This window comes from Micromonospora sp. NPDC048986, from assembly GCF_040649335.1.
Classification (GTDB): Bacteria; Actinomycetota; Actinomycetes; order Mycobacteriales; family Micromonosporaceae; genus Micromonospora; species Micromonospora alfalfae.
Window position 1 is genome coordinate 1 of record NZ_JBEZFJ010000006.1, and the last position, 14,640, is coordinate 14,640.

12 protein-coding genes are annotated in these 14,640 nt (G+C 70.8%); 4 read left to right on the plus strand and 8 right to left on the minus strand.

The window, feature by feature from the left end; translation table 11 throughout:
- Positions 1-508: 508 nt before the first annotated feature.
- Positions 509-1,261 (plus strand): SDR family oxidoreductase, encoded by a 753-nt coding sequence (locus AB0B94_RS14040; protein WP_357277108.1) that lies wholly within the window; start codon positions 509-511, stop codon positions 1,259-1,261.
- A 197-nt stretch (positions 1,262-1,458) separates the two neighbouring features.
- Here AB0B94_RS14040 and AB0B94_RS14045 read toward each other — a convergent pair whose 3' ends face one another.
- The 5 genes from AB0B94_RS14045 to AB0B94_RS14065 form a co-directional block, all read right to left on the minus strand.
- The gene (locus AB0B94_RS14045) at positions 1,459-2,358 is read right to left on the minus strand and encodes a carbohydrate ABC transporter permease (protein ID WP_357277114.1); all 900 of its coding nucleotides are present in this window, start codon (positions 2,356-2,358) and stop codon (positions 1,459-1,461) included.
- Positions 2,355-3,263 carry a sugar ABC transporter permease gene (locus tag AB0B94_RS14050; RefSeq protein WP_357277123.1) on the minus strand — a complete coding sequence of 303 codons (909 nt, stop codon included), beginning with the start codon at positions 3,261-3,263 and terminating at the stop codon, positions 2,355-2,357. Before AB0B94_RS14050 ends, AB0B94_RS14045 begins: the two co-directional genes overlap by 4 nt.
- Before the next feature lie 65 nt (positions 3,264-3,328).
- On the minus strand, positions 3,329-4,741 hold the full coding sequence (ngcE, locus tag AB0B94_RS14055) for an N-acetylglucosamine/diacetylchitobiose ABC transporter substrate-binding protein (RefSeq protein WP_357277129.1): 1,413 nt from the start codon (positions 4,739-4,741) through the stop codon (positions 3,329-3,331).
- Positions 4,742-5,015: 274 nt separating this feature from the next.
- Positions 5,016-6,503 (minus strand): CoA-acylating methylmalonate-semialdehyde dehydrogenase, encoded by a 1,488-nt coding sequence (locus tag AB0B94_RS14060; RefSeq protein ID WP_357277134.1) that lies wholly within the window; start codon positions 6,501-6,503, stop codon positions 5,016-5,018.
- A complete protein-coding gene (locus tag AB0B94_RS14065) occupies positions 6,500-7,798 on the minus strand; it encodes an aspartate aminotransferase family protein (protein ID WP_357277139.1) in 1,299 nt (432 codons plus the stop codon). Before AB0B94_RS14065 ends, AB0B94_RS14060 begins: the two co-directional genes overlap by 4 nt.
- 239 nt (positions 7,799-8,037) lie before the next feature.
- On the opposite strand from AB0B94_RS14065, the gene AB0B94_RS14070 reads away from it, so the two are divergent.
- On the plus strand, positions 8,038-8,934 hold the full coding sequence (locus AB0B94_RS14070; RefSeq protein WP_357277147.1) for a glutamate cyclase domain-containing protein: 897 nt from the start codon (positions 8,038-8,040) through the stop codon (positions 8,932-8,934).
- Here AB0B94_RS14070 and AB0B94_RS14075 read toward each other — a convergent pair.
- Both AB0B94_RS14075 and AB0B94_RS14080 read right to left on the minus strand, forming a co-directional pair.
- A complete protein-coding gene (locus AB0B94_RS14075; protein WP_357277151.1) occupies positions 8,918-9,730 on the minus strand; it encodes a hypothetical protein in 813 nt (270 codons plus the stop codon). The genes AB0B94_RS14070 and AB0B94_RS14075 overlap by 17 nt on opposite strands.
- Positions 9,731-9,761: 31 nt before the next feature.
- The gene (locus tag AB0B94_RS14080; RefSeq protein ID WP_357277154.1) at positions 9,762-10,631 is read right to left on the minus strand and encodes a hypothetical protein; all 870 of its coding nucleotides are present in this window, start codon (positions 10,629-10,631) and stop codon (positions 9,762-9,764) included.
- Between the two features lie 86 nt (positions 10,632-10,717).
- Between AB0B94_RS14080 and AB0B94_RS14085 the strand changes: the two genes are divergently transcribed.
- Positions 10,718-11,686: a hypothetical protein gene (locus AB0B94_RS14085; protein WP_357277159.1), complete on the plus strand. Its 969-nt coding sequence runs from the start codon at positions 10,718-10,720 to the stop codon at positions 11,684-11,686.
- A gap of 27 nt (positions 11,687-11,713) precedes the next feature.
- Here the strand turns inward: AB0B94_RS14085 and murD are convergent, their stop codons facing one another.
- Positions 11,714-13,060, minus strand: a complete 1,347-nt coding sequence (gene murD / locus AB0B94_RS14090; RefSeq protein WP_357277168.1) for a UDP-N-acetylmuramoyl-L-alanine--D-glutamate ligase — start codon at positions 13,058-13,060, stop codon at positions 11,714-11,716.
- A gap of 82 nt (positions 13,061-13,142) precedes the next feature.
- Here murD and AB0B94_RS14095 point away from each other — a divergent pair, with 82 nt between their 5' ends.
- Positions 13,143-14,492: a hypothetical protein gene (locus AB0B94_RS14095; protein ID WP_357277172.1), complete on the plus strand. Its 1,350-nt coding sequence runs from the start codon at positions 13,143-13,145 to the stop codon at positions 14,490-14,492.
- Positions 14,493-14,640: the final 148 nt, after the last annotated feature.

Sequence of the window (14,640 nt, forward strand, 5' to 3'; positions counted from 1 at the left end):
ACGCGATCGTCCAACAAGACGGAGCTGCTGGCGCAACTCGGCGCCGAGCCGATCCTGTGCGACGTCTTCCGCACGCCGCACGCCGCACGCCGCACGCCGCACGCCGCGCATGATCGCACCCGATCCAGGTTGTAGTGCCCTCCGATCACGACGAGGGGACTCTTTCCAGGTTCCAGCGCGATCATCGACGCGGCACCCGAGACGAGCGCGCTCACGGCGGGAGGCGGCCGCGTATCCGGGTGGCCCGCCCGGGCCCTGAGCGGCTGAGCGCCTGAGCGCCTGAGCGGCTGAGCGGCTGAGCGGCTGGGCGGCTGGGCGGCTGGGCAGCGCTTGCCGAAGCCGTGGCCGCGGCCGAGGACGGCCGATTCCGGGAGATGCGTTCTCGGCACCCGCCCTCCGGTGGTGGCATTGCCCCAGAGCCCGCACCACCAGGGAATCAGGGGATATGCTTGCTTGTTCAAGCAATTAAGGATGGTTCCAGGAGAGGTTCAGAACCGGAGGTACTGACATGAATCGTCTCGAAGGACGCGCCGCACTGGTCACCGGCTCGACGAGCGGAATTGGACGCGGTGTGGCGGAGGCGATGGCCCGCGAGGGCGCCGTCGTCGTCGTGACCGGACTCGGCGCGGAGCAGGGCGCTCAGGTCGTCGACGGAATCGTCGCAGAGGGCGGCGTCGCCCACTTCATCGAGGCGGACCTCTCTGCGGGCGGCGTCGAGATCCGCCGCCTCGCACACGAGGCGACCACCCTGGCGGGTCGGCCGATCGACATCCTGGTCAACAACGCGGCCTTTCTCGTGCCGCCGCACCCCATGACGGAGTCGACCGAGGAACAGATCGACAAGGTGCTCGAGGTCAACGTCAAGGCCCCGTTCCTTCTGACGGCGGCCCTGGTACCCGGCATGGTGGAGCACGGCGGCGGCTCCGTGATCAACATTGGCTCGATCGGCGGCGTGGACGGAATCAAGTTCACTTCGCTGTACGGCGCCAGCAAGGCAGGCCTGCACTCGCTGACGAGGTCGTGGGCCGCGGAGCTGGCCGCCGACGGTGTGCGGGTGAACACCGTCGCCCCCGGACCGACCATCACGCAGGGGAACGAAGACCTCCGGCCTCTCCTGGAGAAGCTCGCCGAGAGCAACCCGGACAGGCGTACGGGCAACGTCCAGGACACCGCCGCTGCCGTGATCTTCCTTGCCAGTGCGGACGCCTCACACATCCACGGTGTGCTCCTCCCGGTGGACGGCGGGGCCCTCGCGATCTGAGGACCGGCCGGCTCGGCGCGTCGGCGCGCCGAGCCGGCGTCGACCGGATCTCCAGTCCCCACGCGCGTCGGGGCGGCGCGCACGTCGAGCGATCCACACTGATCTGAATCAGTCAGACCCCGGGCTGCCTGGAGGTCACCACAGTCGCCCCGGGTACGCGGGGCACCCGCCGCGATGGCCGGGAGGCACTGACGGACCTACTTGAGCTGCCCTGCGGTGAGGCCCGCCTGCACCTGCCGTTGGAACGCCACATAGACGGCGAGCACCGGGAGCACCGCGATGCTCAGCCCGGCGAACAGTCGAGCGTAGTCGCCGGCGTACCCCTGGCTGACCGACAGCGCGAACAGCCCCTGCGCCAGCATCCACTTGGACTCGTCGCCCTGCAACAGCACCTGCGGCAACAGGAACTGGTTCCAGTGGCTGAGGAAGTTGAAGATCGCTACGCTGATCATTCCCGGACGCGCCATGGGCAGCATCACCCGGAAGAAGAGCCGGAAGTGACCGCAGCCGTCGACAAGCGCGGCCTCCGCCACCGAGGTCGGCAGGGTCCGGAAGAAGGCGGTCAGGAAGAACACGGTGAACGGCAGCGAGTAGGCCGCGTACACGAGGATCAGCCCGAGCCAGGTGTTGAAGAGACCGGCGTTGCGGACCACGAAGAAGAGCGGCACCAGGGCGAGGAACACCGGGAACATCAGGCCGCCGACGAACAGGTAGTAGACAACCTGGCGGCCGCGGAAGTCGTAGCGGGCGAAGACGTACGCGGCGGTGGCACCCATCAGCATGGTGAGGCTGACCGAGCCGGTCACCACCACCAGGCTGTTGAGGAAGTACCTCCCGATGTGCGCGCCGGTCCAGGCCCGCGCCCAGTTGTCCAGGTGCAGCGCGCCGGGGAGCCCCCAGGGGTCGGCGAGGATCTCACCGTTGGTCTTGAACGAGCTGATGAACATCCACAGCAGTGGCAGTACGGTGAGCAGGCCCCACAGCAGCAGGAAGCCGTGCGAGAGGGCGTTGGCCACGCCGAGTTCGCGGCGCACCGGGCGGTCACGACTGGTGAGCGGGGTCGCGGCGGTCGCTGTGGGCTGATCCAGAGTGGTCACGAGTACTCAATCCGTTCGCGCCGGCCGATGCGCAGCGACAGCACCGCCACCGAGAGGGTCAGGAAGAACATCACCACGCCGATCGCCGAGGCGTAGCCGAACTTGGTCTCGCTGCCGAAGGCGGTGTCGTACATGCGTACGCCGATCACGTCGGTGGAGAAGTTCGGCCCGCCGTTCGTCATCAACTGCACGAGGATGAACCCGTCCAGGGCGAAGATGGCCAGGTAGACCCAGGCGACCTGGACGGTGTCCCAGAGCAGCGGCAGGGTGACCCGGCGCAGGGTGGTGAACCGGGACGCGCCGTCGAGCAGGACTGCCTCGTAGATCTCCTTCGGCACAGCCGACATCGCCGCGCCGAACAGCACCACGTAGAAGCCGACGTTGCTCCAGACCATCACCGCCAGCACGCACCAGAAGGCGGTCGCCGGGTCGCCGAGCCAGGTCGGAGCGGACAGGCCGAGGCCGTGCAGAGCGGTGGTGAGCAGCCCCTTGTTGGGGTGGTACACCTCCTTCCACAGCAGCGCGATGATCACCACGGAGAGCACCTGCGGGAAGAAGTAGACGGTGCGGTAGAGCGCGCCGCCGCGCACGCCGGTGACGCCGGCACTGCCCTTGCGTCCGCCCATGGCGAGCATGGTGGCGAAGAAGAGCCCGAGCACGATGGTCAGCACCGGCACCAGGGCCAGCAGGATCGCGTTGTTCTTCAACGCGTTCCACACGTAGTCGTCGTGCCAGAGGGTCTTGAAGTTGGCCAGGCCGACCGGGTTGGCGTCGGCCGAGTAGCCGAGCCAGTCGGTGGTGGAGATCTGGAACGCCTGAAAGTACGGCGAGACGACGAAGAACACGTACAGCAGCACCGGTGGCACCAGGAACGTGACGATCAGCGGCCACTTGCCATGTTTCACGGGAGGGACCTCTCCGAGGGGGGACGGCCGGTGGGGGTGGATCTCTCCCCCCACCGGCCGGGCGGTCAGGCCGCTCGCTTGTACTTCTTGATCGAGCTGTCCTGGGCGATCGAGTCGGCGCCCTTCTGGCACTGTTCGAGGAACTCGGCGGGGCCGATCCGGCCGCTGAAGAACTCGCCGCACGCGGCGTCGACGAGGTTGCGCTCCAACTTGCGGTAGTAGTTGTTGTAGACCCAGTTGAAGCCGTTGGCGCCGGACGCGTCGAGGGCCTTGACCACTGTGTTCAGCCCGTACGGCAGCTCGACTCCCTCGCTGGCGCCGGCGACGACGGTGAGGCTGGCGACCTTCCTGGTGAAGTCCTGGGCGCCCTTCTTGGACAGCATGGTCCGGAAGTACTCCAGACCGCCGGCGACGTTGCGGGCCTTGGCCGGCACCAGGAACGGTTCACCGGCGGTGCCGCGGATCGCCTCGAACGGCAGTTTGTCGCCGCTGCCCAGGCTCGGCGTCGGCGCGATGGTCATGTTGAATCCGGCCGGGGTGACGTCCTTCTGCTCGCTCTCCAGCCAGGAGCCGCAGGAGATGAAGGCGGCCTTGCCCTGGCACCAGGCGGTCTGCGACTGCTTGTGGTCCAGGCCGGGCGAGCCTTCCAGGATGTACTTGTCCTTGACGATCTGGTGCCAGGCGTCGGCCGCAGCCTTCATCGAGTCGGACTTCCAGGCGTTCGGCTCCAGGTTGTCGAGCGCGAGGGCCACCGACGGGCCGCCGAACTTGATCGCGGTGGAGATCAGCGGCCAGCTCATGTAGCGCGGGTGCAGGCCGGCGTACGTCCAGGGGGCGATGCCGGCGGCCTTGATCTGCTTGCAGAGCGCGATGTGCTCCTCCCAGGTCTTCGCGTACTCCCACTTGCGTTCGGTGAACAGCTTGTTGGAGTACCAGATGCCGTAGGCGGTGTAGGTGTAGTTGAGCACCAGGAACTTGCCGTCGTAGGAGCCGATCTCGACAGCACCGGGCAGCAGGGTGTCCTTGACGGTCTTGCCGGGCGCGTCGAGGCTCGGGGCGGCGAGCAGCTCACCGAGGTCGGCGAGTGCGTTCTGGCTGACCAGGCCGTTGAAGTCGATCTGGCCGGTGCCGGAGTTGTTGACCACGTCCGGCGGGGAGCCGTCGACGAAGCGGGGCTGGAGGGTCTTGCTGATCTCCTGGGTGGAGGAGTGCTTGATCTTCGCCTTCGGGTACTTCTCGGTGTACATGGCCTCGTGGGCCTTGGCGTACTCCTCACCGAACCCACCGCCGAAGATCACCACTTCGAGGGGGGCGTCCTCCTTCACGCCGAGCGGGTTCTGCGCGCTCTTGGTGCCCTGGTAGGTCTCCGCATCGTTGTCACCGCCACCGCCGGTGGCGCAGCCGGACAGCAGACCGGCGGCGGGGGTGGCCAGGAGGCCGGCGGCGGCGCTGCGCCGCAGGATGTCACGCCTGTTCATGGGTTCTCCTCGGGTCGGGTCGGGCGGATCGCCGGTCTGTGGGGGGAGGCGTCCGCCGCGCGAGGGGCGGTAGTTCTCTTCAGTTCATGCTCTGTTGCTGAAGAATTTCTACGACAGCCGGGCTCGGACTTCAAGTCCTGACTGTCGAACCGTTATCACCACCGGCCGCAGGGATCGACGCCGCCGGGCCGTCGCACCCCGAGAATCCGGGGGTACGCCGACGAAGGCCGGCCCACCTCGCGGCGGGCCGGCCTGGTGTTGTCGGCGGCGAGCGTCAGGTCTGGGTGGGGAACCCGAGGTTGACCCCGCCGTGGCGCGGATCCAACCAGCGGCTGGTGACGACCTTGCCCCGGGTGAAGAAGCGCACCCCGTCCTCGCCGTGCGCGTGCAGGTCACCGAAGAGTGACGACTTCCAGCCGCCGAACGAGTGGTACGCCATCGGCACCGGAATGGGCACGTTGATCCCGACCATGCCCACCTCCACCTCGTGCTGGTAGCGCCGGGCCGCCCCGCCATCGTTCGTGAAGATCGCCGTGCCGTTGCCGTACGGGCTGGCGTTGACCAGGTCCACCGCCTCGTCGTACGAGCCGACCCGGACCACGCTCAGCACCGGCCCGAAGATCTCGTCGGTGTAGATCGACATGTCCGGGGTCACCCTGTCGAACAGCGTCGGGCCGAGCCAGAAACCGTCCGGGTCGCCGTCCGGCGTCACGTCCCGCCCATCCACCACCGGCACCGCGCCGGCGGCGACACCCGCGTCCACGTAGGAGCGCACAGTCGCCGCGTGCGCGGCGGTCACCAACGGGCCCATGTCGCAGCCCCGTCGGCCGTCGCCGGTGCGCAGACCGGTCACCCGCGCGGCGATCCGCTCGACCAGCGCGTCCGCCACCGGCTCCACCGCCACCAGCACCGAAATGGCCATGCACCGCTCCCCCGCCGAGCCGAACCCGGCGTTGACCGCCGCGTCGGCCGCCAGGTCCAGATCGGCGTCCGGGAGCACCACCATGTGGTTCTTCGCCCCACCGAGCGCCTGCACCCGCTTGCCGGCTGCCGTTGCGCGTTGGTAGACGTACCGGGCGATCGGCGTCGAGCCGACGAACGACACCGCCCGCACCTCCGGGTGCTCCAGCAACGCGTCGACCGCCTCCTTGTCACCGTTGACCACGTTGAGCACCCCGTCGGGCAGGCCCGCCTCGGCGAACCACTCGGCCAGCAGCAGCGCCGCGCTCGGGTCCTTCTCACTCGGCTTGAGCACCACCGCGTTGCCGCAGGCCACCGCCACCGGCACGAACCACAGCGGCACCATCACCGGGAAGTTGAACGGGGAGATCACCGCGACCACGCCGAGCGGCTGCCGGATGGTGTACGAGTCGACCTCGGTGGACACGTTCTCGCTGAACGCACCGCGCAACGCCGACGGCAGGCCACACGCGTACTCGATGACCTCCAGGCCGCGCTGCACCTCGCCGGCGGCGTCGGCGAGCACCTTGCCGTGCTCGGCGGTGATCACCTCGGCGAGCCGGTCCCGCCGGGCGTGCACCAACTCCCGAAAGGCGAACAGCACAGCGGACCGCCGCGCCAGCGACGCGTCCCGCCAGGCCCGCGCCGCGCGGGCGGCGGCCTGCACCGCCACGTCGACGTCCGCCGTCGAGGCCAACTCGACAGCTGCGGTACGCCGACCGGTCGCCGGGTCGAACACGTCGCCGCGCCGCTCGGAGGTGCCTTCCACCCGCTTGCCGTCGATGAAGTGACCGATGCTCATGCCGCCACCCCCGCCGCCGAACGGATCGCGTCGACGAGGATCGCCAGGCCCTCACGGGCCTCCTCCTCGGTCAACGTCAACGGTGGACCCATCCGCAGCACGTTGCCGTGCAGCCCGCCCTTGCCGGTCAGCAGGCCACCGTTGCGGGCGGCTTCGAAGACCCGGTTGGTCAGCGCCGGGTCCGGCTCACCGCCGCCCGGACGGACGAACTCGACGCCGAGCATCAGCCCCTTTCCGCGTACCTCGGCGACGCAGTCGAGCCCGCCCACTGCGGACCGCAGGCCGTCGGCGAGGATCGCGCCGACGCGGGCCGCGTTCGCCTGGAGGTCGTGCGCGATCAGATAGTCGAGCACCGCGTTGCCGGCCGCCGTGGAGATCGGGTTGCCGCCGAAGGTGGAGAAGCTGATGGCCGGCACCGACTCCAGCACCTCGGCCCGGCCGACCACCCCGGCCAGTGCGAAACCGTTGCCGATGCCCTTGGCGAAGGTGAGCAGGTCGGGGGTGACGCCGTGCGCCTGGTAACCCCAGAAGTGCTCCCCGGTACGCCCCCAGCCGGTCTGCACCTCGTCGGCGATGAACAGAATGCCGTGCTCGTCGAGGACCTTCTTCCAGCCGGCGAAGAGTCCGTCCGGCGGGTGCACGAAACCACCCACGCCCTGGATCGGCTCGGCGATGAGCGCGGCCACGTCACCGGCGGTCTGGGTGGCCAGCACCTCGCGCAGGTCCTCCACCGCCGCGTCGACCTGCTCGTCGGCGCCGAGCCGGGCCAGCAGGCCGCGCAGCCGGTCACCGGAGTGCAGCCAGGCCACCTGGAGCGGGTTGAGGCCGCTGGCCGACCAGTTGCGGTTGCCGGTGACGCCCATCGCCGCGTACGACCGGCCGTGGTAACTGTTGCGCACGGCCAGGATCTGGTGCGAGCGGCGGTGGTTGGTGGCGACCAGCAGCGCCGCCTCGTTCGCCTCGGTGCCGGAGTTGGTGAAGAACACCCGGGCGTCCGGGATGCCGGAGCGCTGGGCGATCTTCTCGGCCAGCTCCACCTGTTGACGGATCAGGTAGAGCGTCGAGGTGTGCACGATGCCGGTGGCGAGCTGCCGCTCGACGGCCTCCCGGATCTCCGGGATGTCGTACCCGATCATGTTGGTCAGCACGCCGCCGAAGAAGTCCAGGTAGCTGCGCCCCTGCGCGTCGGTGACCCGGCGACCCGAGCCGGAGACCAGTTCGAGTGGCTCGGCGTAGTACAACGGCATCCAGGACGGGAGCACGGCCCGGTGCCGGGCCAGCAGGTCGTCGGTCATCGTGGCAACCCTTCAGCGGCATTCGTGGATATCGCACGCTCCCACCGCCGACCGATGCGAACAACTGTCAGCCTGTAGCGCATGGGCACCCCTACCTGACAGCACGTCAACGCTTTCCACGGCCATGGTCATTCTCGACCGCCGATTTCAGCAGCGTTGACGGCTAACTTCCACTCGATCCGCAGCCTGGCCACCCACCGCTACAGTGGGTCGGTCCACTGTCGCCCGGGAGGCACGCGGTGCGCATCGAAGAGACGATCGCCGAGCTGGAGCGCGTCGCCGCGCGCGAGGTGGGCCGGGGCAGCGAGGCGCTGGCAGCGCCAGCGGCCGGTGGACTGCTGGCCGCCGCCCGGTCACTCGCCACCGCCGCGTCGCCCGACGCCGCGGTGTTCACCGGGTTCTTCATCCCCGGCGCCGAACCACCCGCCGCGGAGACCGACGGCCCGCTCGGCGCGGTCCAGATCGCCGCCGCCCTGCGCCTGCTCGGTGGCCAGTGCCGGATCGTCACCGACGAGCCCTGCGCCCCGGTGGTCGAGGCGGCCGTCGCCGCCGCCGCGCCGGGCCTGCCTGTCGACGTCGCGCCGCTGCGGGAGTACGAGGAGTGGGCAGCAGTCCTCCGCCCCGGGTACGGCCGGCTGACCCACCTCATCGCCTGCGAACGGGTCGGGCCCGGGGTGGACGGCCGGCCCCGCAACATGCGCGGCGAGGACATCGGCGTGCACACCGCACCCCTGGACCGGCTCTACACCTGCGGGTCGGCGTACCGCATCGGCATCGGCGACGGGGGCAACGAACTCGGCATGGGCCGCCTACCGGCGGACCTGATCGGACGGGTGGTCGCCTCGGGCGAGCGGATCCGGTGCGTGGTGGGCGCTGACGCGCTGCTCGTCGGCGGCACTTCCAACTGGGCCGCCGCCGCCCTCGTCGGCGCACTGTCGTTGCTGCGCCCGGAGGTGCCGGAGCTTCGGACACTGCTGGAGCCCGCCTGGTCGTCCGACCTGCTGACAGCGATGGTGCGCGCGGGCGCGGTGGACGGCGTACGCCGCCGCCCCACGCTCAGCGTCGACGGCCTCGACTGGCCCGCGTACGCCGAACCGCTCACCCGGATCGCCGAGCTGGTCAGGGCAGGCCGGTAGGCGTCTGAGGCTCGGTCGCCGGCCGCAGTGCCCTCGGCGGGCGGCTCGCCGCTCGGGCGTGCGCGACCTGGCGGGGGCGCAACGGCAGGTGCAGGGCGGCGGCGACCACCGCGAAGGCCGCCCAGCCGGCACCGAGCGCCGCAGCCGACGAGACGTCCTGAAGGTAGTGGTACGCGGTGAGGAAGCCGACCAGCGCGAGGCTGTTGCGGGCGAAGTGCCGACTGAACTCCGCCAACTGCCGGCGGGCCTCGACGGCGACCAGCACCCCCGAGTACGGGAACGTCACCACCATGCCGCGCAGCACCGCGCCGAGCAGCGCGGTGAGGACCGCCCCAACGAAGATCACCACCAGCTTGAGCAACACCGGCAACCCGTCCGGGCGGGTCTCCGCGACGGCGACCGCCTCGTCGGCGCAAGCGCCACGGCGGCGGGCGCGACGGCGCAGCCACAGGATGGCCGCCAGCCAGAGCACCAGCGTGACGGCGAGGGCCGCCTCGAACGGAATGTCGACGGCCAACAGCCCGGCGCTCAGCGCCACGTAAACGGCGATCCCCGCGACGTCGGCGAGCAGGATCGGCCAACGCCACAGCTGGTGGGTGACCGCCACGGTGACGAAGAAGAGGTTGAGCCCGAGCACGCCGAGCACCTGCGCGCCGTCCACCCGGTACTCGGTGGTGACCAGGGCGAGCGTCATCGGCAGCGGCAGGCTGTAGACCAGCGCGCGCAGCCGGACGGAGCGGATCACGCTGACCGCCCAGACCACGGCCGTCACCAGCAGGACCGCGCTCCACGTCATGGCTCACCCGTTCCCGCCCCGGTGGGGGCCGTCAGTCCTGGAAGGTCGCGGCGTTCGCGCAGAGGTCGAACACGCGGGTGAGCCGAGCGACGTCCGTCCGGTTGACCGAGAACTGATTCTCGCCGATCTCGCCGTGCGCGGTCATGTGGGCCTCCCAACAGCTCGACCCGTCCCAGAGTGTCAAGTTCACGTGCAGATGCGGACTCACCACCCCGAGGGGCAGCAGACCCACTCGCGCCCCGGCCGCGCGCTGCTTCTCCACCAGTGCGGACAGATCGTCGGTCAGCGTGGCGTAGACGAAGACCCGGGTTATCTGGACACCCCGTTGCAGGGCCTCCACGTTGGCCTCCCAGTAGCGGCGGCCGATCTCACTGCGCCACCAGCTCAACTCGCCGCTCACCCGGGGCATCACGTTGGTCAACCCGTCCAGCCGGCGTACGCAGGCGCGGGTCGCGCCGACCAGATCCTCGTCCTCGTCACCGCGCCGGATGATCCGACCGTCCGCGAGCTGCTCGGCCTCCAACCGGAACTGCTCGTAGCGGCGCTGCGCCTCCACCGCGACCCGGGTGCCCGCGTGCTGCTCGGCAGCCGACCGCATGGCCCCGGCCAGCTCCGTGGTGGTGCGGACCAGCCAGGGCGGGCCGTCCAACAGCGTGCGCAGGTGGAAGCGACGCTCCGCGCGGGCCAGCGAGTCGACCAACAGCGAGATGGTGATGCCCATCAGGCCGGCCAACAGCGACTCCACCCCGGAGGCGGCGTTGCTGAGGTCGAGCACGATGCTGAGGGTGATCGACAGCGTGATGCCGACCAACGCCACCGGATCGGTGTGCGCCACCAACCGGACGAAGCCGGCGGTGGAGCCGCCCTCCCGCAACCGCTGACGGGCCACGTCACGGGTCATCGAGATCCCCCAATCAGCCGTTCCCGCCAGCGTAGACAGCGACCACAACCAGAGGCCCCACCGCAGCGGGCCGGTAGCATCCGGCTGTGCACAGAGCGGGCGCGGCGGCGTCGAGCGCGACGGACGACGAGCGGATCACGGCGGAGGTCCGGACCTGGGTCTGCTCCACCCCGCTCCGCGGCCTGGTCGCCCACTTCGGCGGCAGCTGGCCCGACGGTGACCTCACCGACGTGCTCCGCTTCCTCGACGACTTCTCCGCCCGCCACTGGGACTTCCGGGGCGGCCGGGAACGGCCCGACGCCCGGGAGCCCGACCTCGACCCGGCCACCGCGACACTGGTGCTCGACGCGGCTGCCGCGCTCGGGCTGATCCACCCGGTGCCGCCGGCCCGGTCGGCGTACGCCCACCTGGTGGTGCTCGGCGGCCTGGCGCACGCCTGCGTACGCCGCGTCGGCTACGCCGCGCACCTGCTCCGCGCCGGCCTGCCGGTCAGCGGCGAGGTCGCCGTCCTGGGCAGCTTCCGGCCACTGTCGGACTGGGAACGCCGCACCCTCGCCGAGGCGGGCCTGCCGGCCGACGAGACCGAGGTGGACGTGCTGGACACAGCAGTCCGCCGGGTGTTCGAGGTGGGAACCCCGGCCGAGCAGGACGGCGTCGACGCCGGCCACCCGCACCACTCCTGGTCGTCGCGGACCTACCGACCGGACGGGCTGCCGCCGGTCCGGGTGCTGGCCGCGCCGTCCAGCGAACCGGACCAGCGGCGGGCCCACACCGCCGACACCCAGCGGTTCTGGGCCGGCCACGTCCGGCTCGCGCCGGACGACGAGGTCCTGATGGTCACCGCACCGATCTACGTGCCGTTCCAGCACTGCGACGCGCTGCGCACGCTGGCCGTGCCGTACGGGTGCGCCATCGACACGGTCGGGGTGGACCCGACGCTTGCCGACCTGGCGGTGCTGCCCGAGCAGACCCTCACGCCGGGGCGCTACCTCCAGGAGATCCGCTCGGCGATCCGCTCGATGCGTGCCCTGCACGCCGGGCTTCACCAGCGTTGACGCGAGGAGGCCCGGGCCGGGCCGGGCTCAGCGGGCGGTGTCGGCGACGGCCTGGGCGAAGACCTCGGAGCGGTGCTCGAAGTTGCGGAACCGGCCGTAGCTGGGCGCGGCCGGGGACAGCAGCACCACCCCGCCGGCCGGGGTCACCTCGCGGGACAGCCGGACCGCGTCCACCAGGTCGTCGACCAGTTCGGTACGCACCTTCGGCAGGCCGGCGAGCACCTCGACGATGCGGGTGCCGCTGTCCGGAATCCCGATCACCGTCAGCTCCCGCTCGGCCAGGTGCTCGGCCAACGGCGTGTAGTCCAGACCCCGGTCGTTTCCCCCGACGATCACCGTCAACGGCCGCCCGTCGTACGCGTCGATGGCGTGCATTGCCGCGTACGGGCTGGTGGCCAGCGTGTCGTCGACGAACGTCAGCCCGGACGGGTCGGTGATCTCGGTGAGCCGGTGGGCCAGCCCCTGGAATTCGGCGACCGCGACGGCAAGGTGGTCCTTACCGGCCACCACGTCCACGCCGAGCGCGTCGAGCACGGCGAGCGCGACACAGAGGTTGCCCTCGTTGTGCCGGCCGACCAGCGGCAGCACCGCACGCGGGAAGAGCGGCTGGTCACCGAGGTGGAACCACAGCGTGCCGTCGACGCCGGTGGCGACGTGCGTGGTGTCGGGGCGACCGGCGCGGACCGCCGGCAGCTCACCCAGCTCCGCGGCGAGCCGCGGGTCGCCACCGTTGACAACTATCGTCTGCGGGTCGTGGGCGAGCAGGTTGAGCTTGTCCCGGTAGTACTCCCGTTCCCCACCGTGCGCGTCCAGGTGCTCGGGGAAGAGCGCGGTGACCACCGCCACCCGGGGCGAGTCGGTGAGGTCGCTGCACTGGTAGCTGGACAGCTCCAGCACGTACAGCTCCGCCTCCGGCAGGTCCAGGGTCGGCACCCCGATGTTGCCGCCGAAGACGTTCGGCCGGCCCATCGCGGTGAGCAGATGACTGATCAGGCTGGAGGTGGTGCTCTTGCCCTTGCTGCCGGTGACCCCGACGGTGCGCGCGGCGTGGTCGGCCATCCACAACGCGGTGCCCTGGGTCACCAGGATCCCGCGGCGGCGCAGCTCGATCAGCCACGGGTGGGTCTGTGGCACACCCGGAGAGCGGACCACGACGTCCGCGGCGGCCAGCCGTTCGAAGCCCGCCTCGCCGGTGACCAGCGGCGCCGCCTCGGCCAGTGGGCCGTCCCAGGGCAGCGACAGGAAGTTCGCGCTGTCGTCGACGGCGACCAGCTCGGCCGGGCCGTGCGCGGCGATGGCGGTCACAGCGGCCCGGCCCTCCCGACCGGTGCCCCAGACGGCAACGGTACGTCCGCGCAGGTCAGAAAGGCGCACGGGGCTCTCCTCGGGGGTCACGGCGGCGGCTGGCAGGGCCCGGTCCGGACACGGCCGGACGAACCAGGGCCTAGTATGGCGTGTGCCCAACGAGCAGCTCCGGCGGATGGACGCCTTCACCTTCCCGTCCTACTCGATCGACTTCGCCACCGGCGAGGTCTTGTTCGACTACGCCCTTACCGGCCCGGCCGCTGAGCAGCGGTTCACCGAGGTGATCACGCTTCCGCTGCCGGCGGAGCCGCCCTCCGACGAGACGGTGGCGACGCTCAACCGGGTGCTGGAGGTGCTGCACCTCGTCGCCGGGGTCAGCTACTACAAGGCCGCCGCGCCGCCCCGACTCCTGCTGCCGACGCCGCTGGGCGCGGCCACCGTCGACTACGTCACGGCCGTCTACACAAAGGGCCTCGCGGAGTACGCGTACCGCAACCAACTGCCGCACGTGCTCGGGCTGCGCCCGGAGGTGCCGGCCGGCACGCCGGGGTCACCCCGGGTGTACGACGACTCGGACCGTCGCCCGCTGTCGGCGGTCGGCGGCGGTAAGGACTCGATCGTCAGCCTGGAGGCGCTGCGCCGCGCCGAGCTGGACCCGGTGCCGTTCTCGGTCAACCCGAACCACGTGATCGTCGCCGTCAACGAGGCGTCCGGGCTGGTTCCGCTGGCCGCCCGGCGGCGCATCGACCCGGTGCTGTTCGACCTGAACGCGGCCGGCGCGCTGAACGGGCACATCCCGGTCACCGCCATCAACTCCCTGATCGCGGTGGCCACCGCCGTCCTGCACGGGCTGGGCCCGGTGGTGATGTCCAACGAGCGTTCGGCGTCCGACCCGAACCTGGTCTGGAACGGCCACGAGATCAACCACCAGTGGTCCAAGGGCGTCGAGGCGGAGGGGCTGCTGCGCGCGTCGCTGGGCGAGCACGCCGGCCTGACCGACCCGTACTTCTCCCTGCTGCGGTCGCTGTCCGAGCTGCACATCGCCCGGCTGTTCGCCGAGTTCACCCGGTACGACGACGTGGTGACCAGCTGCAACCAGGCGTTCAAGCTGCGCGACGCGAGTGAGCGCTGGTGCCGCGACTGCCCGAAGTGCCGCTTCGTCTTCCTGGCCATGGCGCCGTTCATGCCGCGGGAGCGGGTCACCCACATCTTCGGTGGTGACCTGCTGGCCGACGAGTCGCAGATCCCCGGCTACCGCGAGTTGCTGGGCGTGGACGGGCACAAGCCGTTCGAGTGTGTGGGCGAGGTCGAGGAGTCGGTGGTGGCCCTCGGCCTGCTCGCCGAGCAGGACCAGTGGCGCGACGCCCCGGTGATCCAGGCCCTGGTCGACGCCGTCCCGGAGACCGCCTGGTCGGCAGTGGCCAACTCGGACGTCTTCACCCCCGGCGGCCCCAACCACATCCCCCCCACCTACGCAAAAGCCCTGACCACCCTCACCTGACTCGGAAGCGGACCCACTTCCCCCGTCCCGCCCCGCCCCGCCCCGCCCCGCCCCGCACCGCACCGCACCGCACCGCACCGCACCGCACCGCACCGCACCGCACCGCACCGCACCGCACCGCACCGCACCGCACCGCACCGCACCGCAC

Excerpts from the sequence above, each read along its gene's own strand:
- AB0B94_RS14040 (WP_357277108.1), top strand. The coding sequence starts at position 509 with ATGAATCGTCTCGAAGGACGCGCCGCACTGGTCACCGGCTCGACGAGC.
- ngcE (WP_357277129.1), bottom strand. The coding sequence starts at position 4,741 with ATGAACAGGCGTGACATCCTGCGGCGCAGCGCCGCCGCCGGCCTCCTG.
- AB0B94_RS14060 (WP_357277134.1), bottom strand. The coding sequence starts at position 6,503 with ATGAGCATCGGTCACTTCATCGACGGCAAGCGGGTGGAAGGCACCTCC.
- AB0B94_RS14065 (WP_357277139.1), bottom strand. The coding sequence starts at position 7,798 with ATGACCGACGACCTGCTGGCCCGGCACCGGGCCGTGCTCCCGTCCTGG.
- AB0B94_RS14075 (WP_357277151.1), bottom strand. The coding sequence starts at position 9,730 with ATGACGTGGAGCGCGGTCCTGCTGGTGACGGCCGTGGTCTGGGCGGTC.
- AB0B94_RS14080 (WP_357277154.1), bottom strand. The coding sequence starts at position 10,631 with ATGACCCGTGACGTGGCCCGTCAGCGGTTGCGGGAGGGCGGCTCCACC.